This window comes from Flavobacterium sp. MDT1-60, from assembly GCF_014844035.1.
Taxonomy (GTDB): domain Bacteria; phylum Bacteroidota; class Bacteroidia; order Flavobacteriales; family Flavobacteriaceae; genus Flavobacterium.
This window is the reverse complement of record NZ_CP062159.1, coordinates 4,284,080-4,301,348: the sequence shown is the minus strand read 5'-3', so window position 1 is coordinate 4,301,348 and position 17,269 is coordinate 4,284,080. Positions and strand designations below refer to the sequence as shown.

16 protein-coding genes are annotated in these 17,269 nt (G+C 33.2%); 13 read left to right on the top strand and 3 right to left on the bottom strand.

The window, feature by feature from the left end; translation table 11 throughout:
* The first annotated feature begins 82 nt into the window (after positions 1-82).
* Entirely contained in the window at positions 83-835 is a 753-nt protein-coding gene (locus IHE43_RS18090; protein ID WP_192188251.1) for a glycosyltransferase family 2 protein, read from the top strand.
* A gap of 65 nt (positions 836-900) precedes the next feature.
* Here the strand turns inward: IHE43_RS18090 and IHE43_RS18085 are convergent, their stop codons facing one another.
* On the bottom strand, positions 901-1,716 hold the full coding sequence (locus IHE43_RS18085; protein WP_056185853.1) for a 2,3,4,5-tetrahydropyridine-2,6-dicarboxylate N-succinyltransferase: 816 nt from the start codon (positions 1,714-1,716) through the stop codon (positions 901-903).
* A gap of 241 nt (positions 1,717-1,957) precedes the next feature.
* Here IHE43_RS18085 and ruvX point away from each other — a divergent pair, with 241 nt between their 5' ends.
* Positions 1,958-2,374 carry a Holliday junction resolvase RuvX gene (ruvX, locus tag IHE43_RS18080; RefSeq protein WP_192185196.1) on the top strand — a complete coding sequence of 139 codons (417 nt, stop codon included), beginning with the start codon at positions 1,958-1,960 and terminating at the stop codon, positions 2,372-2,374.
* Positions 2,375-2,496: 122 nt separating this feature from the next.
* Positions 2,497-3,996 (top strand): malate:quinone oxidoreductase, encoded by a 1,500-nt coding sequence (locus IHE43_RS18075; RefSeq protein ID WP_192185195.1) that lies wholly within the window; start codon positions 2,497-2,499, stop codon positions 3,994-3,996.
* A gap of 39 nt (positions 3,997-4,035) precedes the next feature.
* On the opposite strand, the gene IHE43_RS18070 is transcribed toward IHE43_RS18075, so the two are convergent.
* On the bottom strand, positions 4,036-6,258 hold the full coding sequence (locus IHE43_RS18070; RefSeq protein ID WP_192185194.1) for an FUSC family membrane protein: 2,223 nt from the start codon (positions 6,256-6,258) through the stop codon (positions 4,036-4,038).
* Between the two features lie 200 nt (positions 6,259-6,458).
* Between IHE43_RS18070 and def the strand changes: the two genes are divergently transcribed.
* From def to mazG, 3 genes are all read left to right on the top strand, one after another.
* Positions 6,459-7,049, top strand: coding sequence for a peptide deformylase (gene def, locus IHE43_RS18065; RefSeq protein WP_056185836.1), 591 nt, complete (start codon positions 6,459-6,461; stop codon positions 7,047-7,049).
* 68 nt (positions 7,050-7,117) lie between these two features.
* Positions 7,118-7,603, top strand: coding sequence for a DUF5606 domain-containing protein (locus IHE43_RS18060; protein WP_192185193.1), 486 nt, complete (start codon positions 7,118-7,120; stop codon positions 7,601-7,603).
* Between the two features lie 99 nt (positions 7,604-7,702).
* Entirely contained in the window at positions 7,703-8,473 is a 771-nt protein-coding gene (mazG, locus tag IHE43_RS18055) for a nucleoside triphosphate pyrophosphohydrolase (RefSeq protein ID WP_056185831.1), read from the top strand.
* Here the strand turns inward: mazG and IHE43_RS18050 are convergent, their stop codons facing one another.
* Positions 8,474-9,154, bottom strand: coding sequence for a Crp/Fnr family transcriptional regulator (locus tag IHE43_RS18050; RefSeq protein ID WP_192185192.1), 681 nt, complete (start codon positions 9,152-9,154; stop codon positions 8,474-8,476).
* 201 nt (positions 9,155-9,355) lie between these two features.
* Between IHE43_RS18050 and IHE43_RS18045 the strand changes: the two genes are divergently transcribed.
* The 7 genes from IHE43_RS18045 (at position 9,356) to IHE43_RS18015 (ending at position 17,266) form a co-directional block, all read left to right on the top strand.
* Entirely contained in the window at positions 9,356-11,743 is a 2,388-nt protein-coding gene (locus IHE43_RS18045; protein WP_192185191.1) for a heavy metal translocating P-type ATPase metal-binding domain-containing protein, read from the top strand.
* 113 nt (positions 11,744-11,856) lie between these two features.
* On the top strand, positions 11,857-12,048 hold the full coding sequence (gene ccoS / locus IHE43_RS18040; protein ID WP_026982149.1) for a cbb3-type cytochrome oxidase assembly protein CcoS: 192 nt from the start codon (positions 11,857-11,859) through the stop codon (positions 12,046-12,048).
* 2 nt (positions 12,049-12,050) lie between these two features.
* On the top strand, positions 12,051-14,240 hold the full coding sequence (gene ccoN, locus IHE43_RS18035) for a cytochrome-c oxidase, cbb3-type subunit I (RefSeq protein WP_192185190.1): 2,190 nt from the start codon (positions 12,051-12,053) through the stop codon (positions 14,238-14,240).
* 4 nt (positions 14,241-14,244) lie between these two features.
* The gene (locus IHE43_RS18030) at positions 14,245-14,439 is read left to right on the top strand and encodes a CcoQ/FixQ family Cbb3-type cytochrome c oxidase assembly chaperone (RefSeq protein WP_192185189.1); all 195 of its coding nucleotides are present in this window, start codon (positions 14,245-14,247) and stop codon (positions 14,437-14,439) included.
* Between the two features lies 1 nt (position 14,440).
* The gene (locus tag IHE43_RS18025) at positions 14,441-15,379 is read left to right on the top strand and encodes a cbb3-type cytochrome c oxidase N-terminal domain-containing protein (protein ID WP_192185188.1); all 939 of its coding nucleotides are present in this window, start codon (positions 14,441-14,443) and stop codon (positions 15,377-15,379) included.
* A gap of 5 nt (positions 15,380-15,384) precedes the next feature.
* Positions 15,385-16,803 (top strand): cytochrome c oxidase accessory protein CcoG, encoded by a 1,419-nt coding sequence (gene ccoG, locus IHE43_RS18020; RefSeq protein ID WP_192185187.1) that lies wholly within the window; start codon positions 15,385-15,387, stop codon positions 16,801-16,803.
* A 13-nt stretch (positions 16,804-16,816) separates the two neighbouring features.
* Positions 16,817-17,266 (top strand): FixH family protein, encoded by a 450-nt coding sequence (locus IHE43_RS18015; protein ID WP_192185186.1) that lies wholly within the window; start codon positions 16,817-16,819, stop codon positions 17,264-17,266.
* The last annotated feature ends 3 nt before the right edge of the window (positions 17,267-17,269 follow it).

Genomic DNA, 17,269 nt, shown 5'->3' with positions numbered 1-17,269 from the left:
AAGTGCGCAATCGTATAAGCAGAATAAGAGTAAACTAAATTAAAAAAGTTATATTTTTGTGGCTAATAAATTAAAATTTGCAATGGAAATTAGTGGTCTGGTTATTACTTTCAATGAAGAAAAAAATATAGGAAAATGCATTGATGCTTTATTAAAAGTTTGTGATGAAGTAATTGTTGTAGATTCATTTAGTAAAGATCGTACTGTTGAAATTGCAAGAGAAAAAGGTGCAATTGTTATCCAGCAGGCCTTTTTAGGAGATGGACCACAACGTACTCATGGTCTTCCGTATTGTAAAAACGATTGGATTCTTAACCTTGATGCAGATGAATTTCTGGATAAAGATGCTAAAGAATTTATAGTAAACAAAAAATATCTGGAAGGGAATCATGACGCTTTTAGTTTTAGGGTAAAGAACTTTCTGGCAGATAAACTTATTGATTTTTCAGGATGGTACCCGGATCATAAAGTTCGTTTTTTTAATAAACAAACGGCAAGGCCTTCAGACTCAATTGTACATCAAAAGATAATTACTCAAAATGAAAAGAAAGTAGCCGTACACATTTTACATTACGGTTGGGATTCTTTAGATCAGATAATTGCAAAGAAGAACCAATATTCTGGCTGGCATGCGCAACAATTATACGATCAGGGAAAAAGAATAAATGCTTTTAAACCAGTTTTAAACGGAACCGTATCTTTCATTCGCTGTTACTTTTTTAAGAAAGGAATCTTTAATGGCATCGATGGTTTATCAATTGCAATGATTCAAAGTTTCTTCTCTTATATGAAATATGCTAAGCTTTTAAAACTTCAGAAGGAAAATTCCAAATAAAAAATTCCAAATTCCAATTGATAATGATTGGAATTTGGAATTTTAGCTATTAGATTTTTTAAAATTTATACTGCAACGTCGTATTCACGAAGTGCATTATTTAATGACGTTTTTAAATCTGTAGATGGTTTACGAGTACCAATAATCAAGGCACATGGAACCTGGAATTCACCAGCAGCGAATTTTTTAGTATAACTTCCCGGAATCACAACTGAACGTGCAGGAACAAAACCTTTCATTTCAACAGGTTCATCACCAGTAACATCGATGATTTTTGTTGAAGCAGTTAAACAAACGTTAGCACCAAGAACAGCTTCTTTACCAACGTGAACACCCTCTACAACAATACAGCGAGAACCAATAAAAGCACCATCTTCAATGATAACCGGAGCGGCTTGTAAAGGCTCTAAAACTCCACCAATTCCAACTCCACCACTTAAGTGAACGTTTTTACCAATTTGAGCACAGCTTCCAACAGTTGCCCAAGTGTCAACCATAGTACCTTCGTCAACATAAGCACCAATATTTACATAACTTGGCATCAAGATAACACCGCTTGAAATATAAGCTCCGTAGCGTGCAACAGCGTTTGGTACTACACGAATTCCTTTTTCAGCATAATTCCTTTTTAGCAACATTTTATCATGATATTCAAAAATACCTGACTCCCATGTTTCCATTTTTTGAATTGGGAAATACATTACAACTGCTTTCTTAACCCATTCGTTTACTTGCCACTTATCACCAACTGGTTCGGCACAACGTAATTTTCCTGCATCAACCAATTCGATCACTTCTCTAATAGCATCAGTCGTAGTAGTTTCTTGTAATAAAGCTCTGTTTTCCCAAGCTTGTTCAATTATAGTCTGTAAAGAATTCATAAGTTTTAATTTTTGGCAAAGATAACGTATTTGTGGAAAAGCAGAAAAGTAAAACCTTTTGAAAATGTTATATATGTAACTTTTTGTTTTGAATTTGATAAATAATTTTTTCGTCTTGTGGATTTAATGTTTAAAATATTTATTTCAGGGAATAATTGAAATTCAATTTTTAAAAAATTACGTTTCTGTTGTTGCTTAAAATTGGAAAATTAAAATAGTTATCTTTGTCAAAAAATACCAAATGCCAAGAATTCTCTCCATAGATTACGGACAAAAACGTACGGGAATTGCCGTTACTGATGAGATGCAAATTATAGCCTCTGGTTTAACAACTGTGCCGACAAGTACCTTAATTGATTTTCTAAAGGACTATTTTGCCAAAGAAAAGGTGGAAGCCGTGCTAATTGGCGAACCAAAACAAATGAACGGTCAGCCATCTGAAAGTGCCTCTCTGGTTAAAGGTTTTGTGACTCATTTTTCTAATATTTTCCCAGACATGAAAGTCGTTCGCGTAGATGAACGCTTTACTTCAAAAATGGCTTTTCAAACCATGATTGATAGCGGTTTGAGCAAAAAACAACGTCAAAACAAAGGTTTGATTGACGAAATTTCGGCTACAATTATGCTTCAGGATTATCTTTCCTCCAAAAGATTTTAAAAGCATATTTCTACTAGGTCCATTTCTTTTTCTTTTTTAGAAAAACATAACTTTTATCATAGAAAATTAGTTTTTTTTTGCAATTATAAAAAGTACCTTTGCATTTTAAATAAAATACTGTTATGCCTGACGAAACAATACGTTCAAATAGTGAAGTAGTACTCATTGGAGCTGGAATTATGAGTGCCACTCTTGGAGTAATTTTGAAAGAATTACAACCTGATATTAAAATTGAAATTTACGAAAGACTTGATGTTGCTGCAGCCGAAAGCTCAGATGCCTGGAATAACGCCGGCACAGGACATTCTGCTTTTTGTGAATTAAATTACACTCCCGAGAAGGCAGACGGAAGTATTGATCCTAAAAAAGCGATAAGTATTGCAGAATCATTCGAGGTTTCTCGTCAGTTTTGGTCATACTTGGTACAACAAAACAAAATACCATCTCCGGATAATTTTATTAAAAGTGTTCCTCATATGAGTTTTGTTTGGGGAGATAAAAACGTGAAATATCTTAAAAAACGTTTTGAAGCTTTGCAAAGCAATCCCATTTTTTCTCAAATGGAATTCAGCACCGATTTTGAGCAACTAAAAAAATGGATGCCGCTTGTAATGGAAGGCAGAGAGGCTGGTGATAAATTAGCGGCTACTCACATGGAAATTGGTACCGATGTAAATTTCGGAGCTTTAACCAGAAGTATGTTTAATTATCTGGAAAAACTAGATGGAGTATCTTTATATTTTAATCACGAAGTAAAGAAATTAAGACAACGCGAGGATAAATCATGGCGAATTAAAATCACAGATTTAGATACTGGTAAAGTTAGAAAAGCCTATACCAAGTTTGTATTTATTGGGGCCGGTGGTGGTTCATTGCCGTTGTTAGAAAAAGCAAATGTACCTGAAGGAAATGGTTATGGCGGTTTTCCGGTAAGCGGGCAGTGGTTAAAATGTACAAATCCGGAAGTTATTGCCAAACATGGAGCAAAAGTGTATGGAAAAGCTAGTGTTGGAGCACCTCCAATGTCTGTTCCGCATATTGATACTCGTGTAATTGATGGCGAAAAAGCATTGCTTTTTGGACCGTTTGCAGGGTTTTCAACCCGTTTCTTAAAAAATGGTTCTTATTTAGATTTGCCATTATCTATAAAAGCTAATAATTTGATTCCGATGTTGTCAGCGGGATTTCATAATATCCCATTGACTAAATATTTAATTGAGCAGGTTCGTCAGTCACCAAAGGACAGAATGGCTGCTTTACGCGAATACTTACCTTCAGCACGATCTAAAGACTGGAAATTGGAAAAGGCCGGGCAACGTGTTCAGGTAATCAAAAAAGATGAAAAAGAAGGTGGCGTTTTAGAATTTGGAACAGAAGTAATTAATACACATGATGGAACTTTAGCGGTTTTACTAGGAGCTTCTCCAGGTGCCTCAACTGCTGTTTCAATTATGATTGATTTAATTGGCAGATGTTTTACAAATCAGATTAAAACACCGGAATGGGAAGCAAAAATGAAAAATATGATTCCTTCTTACGGTCAGACTTTAAACGATAAACCAGAACTTTTGTCAGAACTTAGAAAACATACTTCTGAAGTTTTGAAATTAAAAAATAACTAAACTTAATTTTCTATTATAAAAGCAACAAATCCAGATGAATTAATCTGGATTTGTTGCTTTTAGATCTTTCGTTATCTTCAAAATCTTTTCGGCCAGATTACTCATCCAGATTAATTGTTCAATAACCATTTGAGCTTCCTGCATTTTAGCCTGACGTGTTTCTTTATCCAGATCTTCATCTGTTGCCAGACGTGTAAAGTTTTTGCGTTTTAGCTCTTCAAATTGCAGTGTTACATCTTCTTTATCAAAAAAAGTGTCTTTTATAATGGTCTCATTTTTTAAGATAGAAATCGACTGGTCTAAATTAGATAAGATAGTTTTTATAATGTAATTGAATGATTCTGATGCTGATGTGGTTTGATGCGATTGAATATAAGTTGATAAAGAAGCGAGAGCCGAAAGTATTGAATGATTTAAAACAACCAATTTGTTAACCAATGGCAATGTTTTTTGTTTCGATTTTGGTTCCTGCATCATACGCTGAAATGAAGTCATTAAATTACCGATTTCTACAAAAGCATTTTTTCTGGCTAATCTGTAAGAAGTCGGAACTTCTCCTTTTTTATTATAATAATCAGCAATTTCTTTTAAGTAATTTTTGTTTGCCCGAATAGAATTTTCAATATGTATTGGTGTATTGATAAATTCCCAGGCCGGCCATAAAAACTGATTGGCTAAAAACGCTAAAATAGCTCCTGCAAGCGAATCTAAAATTCTAAACTGAATTACTTCTACCACATCGGGTGTCAAAATTCCGTAAATAAAAACCACATACATGGTTACAAACGTTGCGCTGATTTTGTAATTGATTTGCGTAAACGAGATTCCAAGCAGCATGCAAACAATTGAGAAAATACTCAAGGCAACATGATTCTGAACAACCGATACGATTCCAAAAGCAAATAATCCTCCTAAAATAGTTCCAAATATCCTGTTGTAAGAACGTTCTTTTGTAAGACCGTATCCTGGTCGCATAATCACGACAATAGTCAATAAAATCCAATAGACGTTTTGAAACGGAAGAATTTTTCCGACAAGAAAACCAATTAAAATGGTAATGGTCAAACGTATAGAATGTCTGAAAATAGAAGAAGAAAAACTCAAATTTTCAATTAAGGTACGTAACGGATAATATTGTGGTGTAAGGAATTTTTCCAGTTCTTTATCTTTGTCTTTCAATTTGAAGGATTGCATTGCCAATGAAAAAGCACGTTGGATAATTTTGATTTTTCCAACTTGATTTTTAGCATATTTCAGCATATTGGTCAACATCAAAACTCCTTCTGAAGCTTCGTCTTTTCCTAATTTTTTTTCATAGTCAAAAATGGCAAATTCAAGCGCGTCCAATTCATTTTTCAAATCATTTTTATCGACGTAAACGGCAATATGATGAACGTTTTTAGAAAGTTTTTTTAAGGTTGAGGCTAGTTTATAAGCCACATTCTGATACGTTCGCAGCACTTCAGGATGTTTAGCAAATTTTTCATGAAGTTTGCTGTGATCAAATGAGGTGTACAAAGCAAGTTCCTGAATTTCAACCAAGGTGATGAAAACCAATAACATTTTTCGATTTTGCGCATTAGCGGCAGAAGTATTTTGGTTGCCAATGAGCATTTTTCTTAAATCTTCATGAATCAAATTCAATTCCACCTGAACAGCTAACTGTTTTTCGATAATGGTTTGCCGATTTGCTTCAGGATTCCATAAGTCTCCCCTTAATTTTAGGTATTTTGCGGTTAGCTTTATTCCTTCAGCAATTTGTAACTCAACATATTTATAAGGTTGTATAAAATGAAAGACAAGAGATACAATTAAGTACAAGATTCCTCCAATAAAGATAAAACCGGAATATTCAAAAGCTTCCCAGCCTGTATGTAAATGACCAAATGATAAGGAAATAGATAACAAGGCAGAAAATGATACCAGTGTAGCTCGTTGCCCGTAAACCGAAATCATAGAACATAAAAAAAGTAAAAATCCTAAAAAAGGATAAAACAAAAATGGATAAGGATAGGCAAGATTAACTAATAAGTTGACTCCTGAAACGATTAATGACGCTACAATTAATCCTTTTATTTTATGACTCAATGAACTCGGAATATCACTCGGATAGGTGTAAAAAGCTCCAAGGGCAATGGTAAAACCTATTTCAAAATGACCTAAAAAGTTCAAAATCAGTACAGGTACTACAGAAGCAATGGTTACTTTGGAGGCGTTTAAAAAAGAAGTACTGTTCGTGAATTTCGAGATGCGATCAAACATATAGTGAGGTTTACTAACAAAGGTAAGAATTGTACGAATTAATTTGGCATAATTATAGCTGAGATTTTAACAGACAGGCAAAAAATACGATTTAATATGTTGTTTAGAATTATTCATTGACTATTTTTTACTATTTTTGCCAGCTGAATTATGGGAATTAAATTCAGGGTTTTCAGTAGATAATACATAAATTAATACAAATGATTTTACCAATTGTAGGATATGGTGATCCTGTTTTAAGAAAAGTGGGCGAGGCAATTACGCCAGAGTATCCAAACTTAAAAGAAACAATAGCAAACATGTATGAAACCATGTACAACGCTTATGGTGTTGGACTTGCTGCACCACAGGTAGGTATAGCGATTCGTTTGTTTGTTATTGATACGACTCCTTTTAGTGATGATGAAGATTTACCGTCTGAAGAACAAAAAGATTTAAAAGGTTTCAAAAAGACTTTTATCAATGCTAAAATTGTTAAGGAAGAAGGTGAGGAGTGGAGTTTTAACGAAGGATGCTTAAGTATTCCTGATGTTCGTGAAGATGTTTACAGAAAACCAACGGTTACAATTGAATACTGTGAAGAAGATTTTGTAATGAAAACGGAGGTTTTTGATGGTTTAATTGCAAGAGTTATTCAACATGAATATGACCATATTGAAGGTGTTTTGTTTACCGATAAAATATCTTCTTTGAAAAAACGTTTGATTCAGAAGAAATTGAAAAACATTACTGAAGGTAAAACTTTTCAAGAATACAGAATGAAATTTGCTGCGGCTAAAAAAGGAAGATAATTGTTCTTACGAAAGCTTAGAACATAATAAAATATAAAAAGAAATTCTTAATACTAATTTTAATAAACATGAATTTAGATAAAATTTTAGCCATTTCTGGTAAACCAGGTTTATATGTATTGAAAGTACAAACTCGTACAGGTTTTGTGGCAGAATCATTAACAGACGGAAAAAAAATCACAGTAAACTTAAAAAGTAATGTAAGTTTATTATCAGAGATTTCAATTTATACATATGAAGGCGAAAAACCTTTAACAGAAGTAATGCAACGTATTGCTGTTAAAGAAAACAAAGGTCAGGCTATTTCTCATAAAGAAGATAATGCAAAGTTGACCGCTTATTTTAAAGAAATTTTACCTGAATATGATGAAGAAAGAGTTTATCCTTCAGATATTAAAAAAGTATTAAACTGGTATAATACACTTGAGGCTAAAGGTCTGGTTACTGACTTAGCTCCGGCTCCTGCAGAAACTGCTGAAGAAGCTCCGGTAGCTGAAGAAAAACCAAAAAAAGCTCCGGCTGCTAAAAAAGCAAAAGCTAAAAAAGAAGAATAGTAGTTTTACATTCAAATATAATAGTCCTGTTAAGATGTTTTCTTGACAGGATTTTTTACTTTTACATCATTCGGTTTCAACCCAAAAAAAACTTCAATAATGAGCAAAGAACTTCAATTAAAAGCTTTCGAAAGATTGTTAATTATTATGGATGAACTTCGTGAGCAATGTCCCTGGGATAAAAAACAAACTTTGCAAACACTGAGACATTTAACAATTGAAGAAACTTACGAATTAGGAGATGCTATCTTGGATAATGATCTAAATGAAGTTAAAAAAGAATTAGGAGATTTGCTATTACATATTGTATTTTATGCTAAAATAGGATCTGAAACTAATGATTTTGACATGGCTGATGTTTGTAACGAAATCTGTGATAAATTGATTCATCGTCATCCTCATATTTACAGTGATACCGTTGTTAAAGATGAAGAAGAAGTCAAACAAAATTGGGAGAAACTAAAATTAAAGGAAGGCAAAAAATCAGTTTTAGAAGGAGTTCCAAGAAGTTTGCCGGCATTAGTAAAAGCCAGTCGAATTCAGGATAAAGTAAAAGGTGTTGGTTTTGATTGGGAAGAACCGCATCAGGTTTGGGATAAAGTTCAGGAAGAATTGGAAGAACTACAAGAAGAAGTAAAATCGGGTGATCAGGATAAAATTGAAGCCGAATTTGGAGATGTATTGTTCTCCATGATTAATTATGCCCGATTTTTAAATGTAAATCCGGAAGATGCTTTAGAACGTACCAATAAAAAATTCATTAAGCGTTTTCAATATTTAGAAAGTAAAGCAGGCGAATTAGGAAAGCCATTAATGGATATGACATTAGCAGAAATGGATGTATTCTGGAATGAAGCTAAAAAACTATAATTAAGCAGATAGTTTTTTTAATGCTTTTGCATCTTTTAAGACAATTTTTTTACCAACCAATTCAATCAATCCTAATTTATTAAAGTCAGATAATAAACGGATGCAGCTTTCTGTAGCAGTTCCTATCATTCCGGCCAATTCTTCTCTGGTTAATTGCACTTTTAATGTCTTGTCTTCGTTTTCTCCAAAAAAGTCATGTAAGTAAAGTAAAGTCTCAGCTAATCGCTGTTTTACCGTTTTTTGAACTAATGCAATCTTGTCATTTTCAGATTCTTTCAAATCTTCACAAACGGATTGCATCAATTTCATAGAAAATTGGTTGTTATTATTGAAAAAACCAATAATTTCAGATTTCGGAATAAAGCAAACTTCCATGTCAGCTACTGCTTTTGCAGTTAAATTGGCAGGTTCATTACTGATCATGGAGCGCTGTCCTAAAAGCTCCCCCGATTTAACCAGTTTCACAATTTGGTCTTTTCCGTTTGCACTCAGTTTAGAAAGTTTTCCAACTCCGTCTTTTACACAAAAAACACCATTTGTCACATCACCTTCTTCAAAAATAGCTTCGCCTTTTTTTATTTTATATGTTGTTTTGCTATTGGCTAATTTTATTACTTCTTCCTTATTTAAGGCTTGCAAAGAAGTTAATTGTCGCACGATACACTGGTCACATTTATTCATGACAAAAATTTTAAGCAAAATTAACCATTATTCATGTCTTAAAGTATAATAATTACATAAAAAAGATCAGAAATAATCTACGACTGTAATTTGCCTTTTTTTATTTCCTAAATTAGAATCATAATTTATTAAAACGTGATAAATGTCATATTTATAGTCTTTTGCAATTTATAAACTTTGTAAAAGTTAAAAAAACAAATTATGAGTGAGCAAGGTTGTTTTCATTGTGGCCTGACCATTGCTAAAAATGAAGAAATCAATTTTGATGGAAAAAAGTTTTGCTGTAATGGATGTAAAACAGTTTATGAAATTTTCAGTCTTCATGATTTGACTTGCTATTATGATTTCGAAAAATCTCCGGGTGCTACTCCGCAAGACATTCAGGGTAAATATGATTTTTTAGAGAACGAAACTATTCTTTCAAAAGTATTAGAATTTCAGGAAGGAAACACAGCTATTGTTTCTTTAAATATTCCTCATATTCACTGTAGTTCTTGTATCTGGATTCTCGAAAATTTAAACAGAATTCAAACCGGAATCAGTATTTCACAAGTTAATTTTCCGGAAAAGAGAGTCCGAATCACTTATAATTCGGATCTTATTTCACTCAAATCTATTGTTTATCTTTTAAGTTCCATTGGTTATGAACCTTATATTAGTTTAGAAAACTACGAAACAGGCAAAAATAATGTAGACAGAAGTTTGACTTATAAACTTGGAGTTGCCTTTTTTTGTTTCGGAAATATTATGCTGTTATCGTTTCCGGAGTACTTCGAAATAAAGGAATTTTGGTTGGATAATTACAAACCTTTTTTTAGAATTTTAATCTTTCTCTTAGCATTGCCAAGTTTTTTGTATTCGGCTAGTGGTTACTATGTTTCTGCTTACAAAAGTATTAAATCACGAATGTTGAATATTGATATTCCGATTGCTTTAGGGATTATTGTAATGTTTATCCGAAGTACTTTTGACATTGTAATGAACTATGGATCTGGTTTTTTTGATAGTTTAACAGGTTTGGTTTTTTTTATGCTACTCGGAAAAATGTTTCAAATTAAAACCTATAGTTTTTTAAGTTTCGAGAGAGATTTTAAATCTTATTTTCCGATTGCTGTTACTAAAATTAACGCAGATACCTCAGAAGAAAGTCTGCCAATTTATGATGTTATACAAGGTGATAGATTATTGATTAGAAATCAGGAATTGATTCCGGTTGATGGCATTTTAATTAGTGAAAACGCGGAGATTGATTATAGTTTCGTTACCGGAGAAGCAATACCGATAACTAAAAAATCAGGAGACAGGGTATTTGCTGGTGGAAAACAAATCGGGAAAGTAATCGAAATGGAAGTAATACATTCTGTTTCACAAAGCTATCTGACGCAGTTGTGGAGCAATGAAATTTTTCAAAAAAATGTTGATCAAAAACACAAAACGATTACAGATAAAATTAGCCGTTATTTTACTCCTATATTATTATTAATTGCCTTTGCAGGATTCGGTTACTGGATTTTTATTGACATTAATACGGCTTTTAATGTTTTTACGGCGGTATTAATTGTGGCCTGCCCGTGTGCTCTTGCATTGACGGCGCCATTTACTTTCGGGAACATTTTGAGAATTATGGGCAGGCAAAAAATGTATCTTAAAAACGCTTTAGTCATTGAACAATTAGCAAAAGTAGATACTATAGTTTTTGATAAAACGGGGACAATAACAACAAATAAAAAATCGAATATTGTTTATGAAGGAAATCCTATTTCTGATGAGAATTATATACTTATAAAAAATGTATTGCGTGCTTCAAATCACCCTTTAAGCAGAATGTTATATGATTTTCTGCCAGAATCAAAACGAATAAAAAGTATTGAATTTGAAGAAATAACAGGGAAAGGAATTTTAGCTTCAATTGAAAATAAAACAATTCAAATAGGCTCGGCAACATTTGTTGGAAGTCCGGATTTGGATGTTGGAGAAGTGGAAAAAACGGCACTCCACATCAAAATTGATAATGTGTACTATGGACAGTTTAATTTTCAAAATCAATATAGAGATGGCCTTGCAACGTTATTTTTAACACTTAATAAAAATTACCAGTTAAAAGTGCTATCAGGAGATAATGATGGAGAAAGAATTAATCTTGAAACAATTTTACCAAAGAACACTGAATTTATTTTTAATCAGAAGCCAGAACAGAAATTGGAGTTCATTAAAAACTTACAGGAGAAAGGAAAAAATGTAATGATGGTTGGTGACGGTTTAAATGATGCCGGTGCTTTGGCACAAAGCAATGTTGGAATATCCATTTCTGAAAATGTTAATGTTTTTTCTCCTGCATGTGACGCCATTCTGGATGCCAGTGAATTTTCCAGATTAGATTATTTTTTAAAATTATCTGAAAAATCTATTTTAATTATCAAAATGAGCTTTGTATTATCTCTGCTGTATAATGTAGTGGGTCTTTCTTTTGCTATTACAGGTAATCTGCTCCCTTTAGTAGCAGCGATAATTATGCCTTTAAGCACAATCACTATTGTTAGTTTTGTAACTTTAATGTCTAACTATTTCAGTAATAGTAATTTAAAATGAATATAGATAATTGTAAATCTTTTTTTACTAAATTTAACATAACTCTTTCACTATGATAATTATCATATTTTAAATGCCTGTAAGCGAGTAATTTTGTTAACATAATTTAAGGTATGAGTGTAATTTATCTATTAATTTCAGTTAGTATTTTCGTAGCAATCGGTTTCTTTATTGCCTTTATCATCGCTGTCAAATCCGGACAATACGATGATGATTATACGCCTTCAGTCAGAATGCTTTTTGACGATGAAACCAAAATTACTCCTCAGAATAATAATTCACCAACCGAAGAAAAACAAGTATAATTATGGAAATGGAACAGTTTTATTACGACAACAAAATTGTAAAAAAATTCATTTATGCCACTATTCTTTTTGGAGTAGTAGGTATGTTAGTGGGGCTAACCCTTGCGGTTATGTACCTTTTTCCCAACATGACTGATGGGATTTCATGGCTGAGTTACGGACGACTAAGACCATTGCATACAAATGCTGTTATTTTTGCCTTTGTAGGTAATGCCTTTTTTGCGGGTTTGTATTATTCGCTTCAACGATTGCTGAAGGCCAGAATGTATAGTGACTTTCTGAGTAACCTGCATTTTTGGGGTTGGCAGCTCATTATAGTTGCTGCAGCAATAACATTACCATTAGGATATACTTCTTCAAAAGAATATGCAGAGTTAGAATGGCCTATTGATATTGCGATTGCATTAATTTGGGTAGTAATGGGCATCAATATGATTGGTACAATGTTGCGAAGAAGAGAAAGGCATTTATATGTTGCAATTTGGTTTTATTTGGCCACTTTCGTAACGGTTGCAGTCTTGCATATTTTCAATAATATTGAATTGCCAGTTTCGGCTTTAAAAAGTTATTCAGTTTACGCAGGTGTTCAGGATGCTTTGGTGCAATGGTGGTACGGTCACAATGCCGTTGCATTTTTCCTTACAACTCCGTTTTTAGGGTTAATGTATTATTTTATTCCTAAGGTAGCAAATCGACCTATATATTCTTACAGATTATCTATTATTCACTTTTGGTCTTTAATATTTATTTACATCTGGGCAGGTCCTCACCATTTATTATATTCTGCTTTGCCAAACTGGGCTCAGAATTTAGGCGTTGTATTTTCAATAATGCTTATAGCTCCATCCTGGGGAGGTATGATCAACGGACTTTTAACGTTAAGAGGTGCCTGGGATAAAGTTCGAGAAGAACCAGTTTTGAAATTCTTTGTTGTGGCAATTACGGGTTATGGAATGGCAACTTTTGAAGGACCTATGCTTTCTTTCAAAAATGTAAATGCTATTGCACATTATACTGATTGGATTATTGCACACGTGCACGTCGGTGCTTTAGCCTGGAATGGATTCATGTCATTTGGTATTATATACTGGCTGATTCCCCGAATGACAAAAAGTACTTTGTTCTCAAAGAAATTAGCGAATTTTCATTTCTGGATTGGAACTTTAGGTATTATTTTATATGCATTACCAATGTATGTAGCAGGTTTTCAACAAGCTTCAATGTGGAAACAATTTAATCCGGATGGGACTTTAACTTATGGGAATTTCCTCGAAACGGTTACGGCAATTATGCCTTTATACTGGATGAGAGCTATTGGAGGTACCTTATATCTGATTGGGATGCTGACATTGGTTTATAACATTATAATGACGGTAAGAGCAGGCGAAACTATTGAAGATGAATTGGCTCAGGCTCCAGCGTTACAAAGAATAAGTAGTAATAGACTTAATGGTGAAAAATTCCATACTTGGTTAGAAAGAAAACCAATTCAGTTAACCATTCTGGCAACGGTTGCTATTTTAATTGGAGGAGTGATTCAAATAGTACCAACAATAATGGTAAAATCAAATATTCCAACTATTTCAAGTGTAAAACCATATACACCTTTAGAACTTGAAGGCCGTGATTTATACATCAGGGAAGGTTGTGTAGGCTGCCATTCACAATCAGTGCGTCCGTTTAGAAGTGAAGTTGAGCGTTACGGACCGCAAGCCAAGGCTGGCGAATTTGTGTACGATCATCCATTTTTATGGGGATCAAAACGTACTGGTCCGGATTTACTAAGAGTTGGAGGAAAATACAATGATAATTGGCATTTTAATCACTTTTGGAACCCACAAAGTACTTCTGCAGGTTCGATCATGCCGGGTTATAAATGGTTATTTGATAACGAAGCAATGGATCTGTCATTGACTCAAAAGAAAATGCAGGCCATGGTTTCACTAGGTGTTCCTTATACAGCAGATGAAATTGCAAATGCTCAAAAAACATTGAGAACGCAGGCTTTATCAATAGAGAAAAGTTTAGAAAATGATCCTGATTTTGTAAAAAGTTACCAAGACAGTAAGAACAAGGCAGCTGCAAAAGGTGAGAAGTTTGTTCCAATGAATGAAAGAGAAATTGTTGCCCTGATTGCTTATATACAGAGACTTGGAACTGATATTAAAGTAAAAGAAACTGCTAAAAAATAGAGCCATGTTTGAACAGATAAAACATAATATGGAGAATATATCGGGTATAGAAATTTACCCGATTCTGTCTCTCTTAATTTTCTTTTTCTTTTTTGTGGGATTAGGCTTTTGGGTATTCTCCTATCAAAAAGATAAAATTAAAGAAATGAGTGAAATTCCTTTAAATGAAGGACTTAGTGTAACTTCAAAAGATAAATAAAATGAAAAAGTTTTTCCCGGCATATGTAAGAGTACCATTGTTTTTTTTCATTGGTTTTGCTTTGATGGAATATTGTATAGATTCTGGAGATAAGCCAGCTTTTATAAAGTATCCAATGGTTTCTGTTTTTCTGTTTGTATTTCTATTTATTCTGATTGCTATCGAAATTACACTGAATGCAGTTAATCGTGTCATGTATCAATTGATGACACCTGAAGAAAAAGCAAAATTGGATTATGAAAATAGTTTGAGTTTACAAGAAAGCACCTGGTTTAAAGATCTAATGCAGAAGCTTACTAAAACGCAACCGATTGAAAAAGAAGGAGATCTATTATTACACCATGATTATGACGGAATTAAGGAATTAGATAACAATTTACCTCCATGGTGGATATATTTGTTTTATGCCACTATAATTTTTAGTGTTGTTTATCTTGCCCGTTTCGAAATTTTTGGAGCCGATAATCAGGAAATGGAGCTTAAGAAAGAAATGGCTCAGGCAAAAATAGATGTGGACGAGTATTTAAAAACGGCTCCGGATTTAATGGATGAAAAAACGGTTGTTTTGTTAACGGACAAGGAAAGTTTAGAAGCTGGTAAAGAAATTTTCATAACTAATTGCGCTGCTTGCCACAGAGCAGATGGTGGAGGACAAATTGGTCCAAACTTAACAGATGATCATTGGATTTTAGGTGGAGGAATTAAAAATGTTTTCCATACTATAACCAATGGGGGTCGTGATGGTAAAGGAATGGTTTCCTGGAAAACTAATGGTTTGAAGCCAAAGGAAATCCAAAAAGTGGCAAGTTATATTTTGTCTTTACAAGGAAGCGGACCTAAAGATCCAAAAGAACCTGAAGGAGAAATATGGGTAGATGAAAGCGCTCCTAAAAAAGATGCCACAATTAAGACAACAGATAGTATAGAAGTTAAAAAATAATAATCATGTCAAATTTACCAGACGAAGCTTTTAGAGATACCATCGGAACTATTGATGAAGGCGGTAATCGAAAATTCATTTTCCCTAAAAAACCGTCTGGTAAGTTCTATGATTATCGAAAAATTGTCAGTTATGCTTTATTGGCAATTTTAATTGCAAATCCATTTATAAAAATAAATGGTAATCAGTTTATGATGTTCAATGTAATGGAACGTCGTTTTAATATTTTTGGTTTTCCGTTTTGGCCACAAGATTTTTATCTTTTTGTGATATCAATGCTTGTTGGTGTTGTCTTCGTTATTTTGTTTACAGTTGTTTTTGGAAGGATTTTTTGCGGATGGATTTGTCCTCAGACTATTTTTCTCGAAATGGTTTTTCGTCGAATTGAATATTGGATTGATGGAGATCGTGGGGCACAATCACGTTTAGCGAGACAAGAGTGGAATGCAGAGAAAATCCGAAAAAGGCTTATCAAATGGATTGTTTTTTTTCTAATTTCTTTTGGTATAGCAAATGTCTTTTTAGCCTATTTAGTTGGTAGCGATGCCTTATTTTTAATGATTGAAGAAGGACCGGTTAAGCAGTCCAGCAATTTTATAGCACTACTAATTTTTACAAGTGTTTTTTATTTCGTTTTTGTTTGGTTTAGGGAACAGGTCTGTATAATCGCATGCCCATATGGTAGATTGCAGGGGGTACTTTTAGATAATAAATCTATAAATGTCGCCTATGATTTTGTCCGTGGAGAAAAAGAAGAAGGCCGTGCCAAGTATAATAAAAAAGAAGACAGGGCCACAACGGGAAAAGGAGATTGTATAGATTGTCATCAATGTGTGCACGTCTGTCCAATGGGAATTGACATTAGAAACGGAACACAATTAGAGTGTACCAATTGTACCGCTTGTATTGACGAATGTGACACAATAATGGAAACAGTAGGTTTGCCTAAAGGTCTTATTCGTTATGCTTCGGAAGATGAAATAGCCAAGAAAGAACCTTTCAAATTTACAGCCAGAATGAAAGGTTATACAGCTGTTTTATTCATATTATTAAGTGTCTTTGTTGGAATGTTATTTTTGCGAACTAATGTTGAAGCTATCATTCTGCGTTTACCAGGTCAATTATTCCAGCATAAAGGTGATAAGATAAGTAATGTTTATACTTATAAAATTGTAAACAAAACAATGAAGGACTATAATGATATTCATTTTGAATTGATTGATCAGAAAGGTGAAATTAAAAATGTTGGTAAAGAGCATTTTAAAATACAAAAAGAAGGAATTTCTCAAGGAACTTTGTTTATAGAAATTAATGAAGTGCTTTTAGAAAGTGATAAAACCAAAGTTAAAATTGGCGTTTATAATGGCAAGGAATTGCTTGAAACTACAACAACAAATTTTTTAGGTCCACGAAGTTTTAATTAAAAATAATACCACCATGAAAATAAATTGGGGAACCGGAATTGTCATTGCTTTTGCATTATTCATGACTTTTATATTATACTTTGTGTTTGAGGTACAATCTAATAGTAAATATGACAATGATTTAGTCGTTGAAGAATATTATAAACACGACTCGCATTTTCAGGAGGAAATGGCGCGTATTCAAAATGCGCATGATTTGCAGCAGAAACCTTCAATTGTATATAATGAGCAAGGTGTAAAAGTTGCTTTTCCTGCAAATTTTGAAAGTGATAAAATAAAAGGAAATATTTTATTATATCGTCCATCCAATAAAAAATTTGATTTCAACACTCAAATAACGTTGACAAATTCAACTTTGTTAATTCCAAAAGATAAATTGGTGAAAGGGCGTTGGGATGTTAATATGGAGTGGCAATATAACGGAACAAAGTATTTAACTAAAGAAGTTATTTACGTAAATTAACTA

What these genes read in the sequence shown, in the direction of transcription:
- IHE43_RS18075 (WP_192185195.1), top strand. Translation starts at nt 2,497, where the DNA reads ATGCCTGACGAAACAATACGTTCAAATAGTGAAGTAGTACTCATTGGA.
- ruvX (WP_192185196.1), top strand. Translation starts at nt 1,958, where the DNA reads ATGCCAAGAATTCTCTCCATAGATTACGGACAAAAACGTACGGGAATT.
- ccoS (WP_026982149.1), top strand. Translation starts at nt 11,857, where the DNA reads ATGAGTGTAATTTATCTATTAATTTCAGTTAGTATTTTCGTAGCAATC.
- ccoN (WP_192185190.1), top strand. Translation starts at nt 12,051, where the DNA reads ATGGAAATGGAACAGTTTTATTACGACAACAAAATTGTAAAAAAATTC.
- IHE43_RS18030 (WP_192185189.1), top strand. Translation starts at nt 14,245, where the DNA reads ATGTTTGAACAGATAAAACATAATATGGAGAATATATCGGGTATAGAA.
- IHE43_RS18070 (WP_192185194.1), bottom strand. Translation starts at nt 6,258, where the DNA reads ATGTTTGATCGCATCTCGAAATTCACGAACAGTACTTCTTTTTTAAAC.
- IHE43_RS18015 (WP_192185186.1), top strand. Translation starts at nt 16,817, where the DNA reads ATGAAAATAAATTGGGGAACCGGAATTGTCATTGCTTTTGCATTATTC.
- IHE43_RS18050 (WP_192185192.1), bottom strand. Translation starts at nt 9,154, where the DNA reads ATGAATAAATGTGACCAGTGTATCGTGCGACAATTAACTTCTTTGCAA.
- IHE43_RS18060 (WP_192185193.1), top strand. Translation starts at nt 7,118, where the DNA reads ATGAATTTAGATAAAATTTTAGCCATTTCTGGTAAACCAGGTTTATAT.
- IHE43_RS18090 (WP_192188251.1), top strand. Translation starts at nt 83, where the DNA reads ATGGAAATTAGTGGTCTGGTTATTACTTTCAATGAAGAAAAAAATATA.
- IHE43_RS18085 (WP_056185853.1), bottom strand. Translation starts at nt 1,716, where the DNA reads ATGAATTCTTTACAGACTATAATTGAACAAGCTTGGGAAAACAGAGCT.
- ccoG (WP_192185187.1), top strand. Translation starts at nt 15,385, where the DNA reads ATGTCAAATTTACCAGACGAAGCTTTTAGAGATACCATCGGAACTATT.
- IHE43_RS18025 (WP_192185188.1), top strand. Translation starts at nt 14,441, where the DNA reads ATGAAAAAGTTTTTCCCGGCATATGTAAGAGTACCATTGTTTTTTTTC.
- def (WP_056185836.1), top strand. Translation starts at nt 6,459, where the DNA reads ATGATTTTACCAATTGTAGGATATGGTGATCCTGTTTTAAGAAAAGTG.
- mazG (WP_056185831.1), top strand. Translation starts at nt 7,703, where the DNA reads ATGAGCAAAGAACTTCAATTAAAAGCTTTCGAAAGATTGTTAATTATT.
- IHE43_RS18045 (WP_192185191.1), top strand. Translation starts at nt 9,356, where the DNA reads ATGAGTGAGCAAGGTTGTTTTCATTGTGGCCTGACCATTGCTAAAAAT.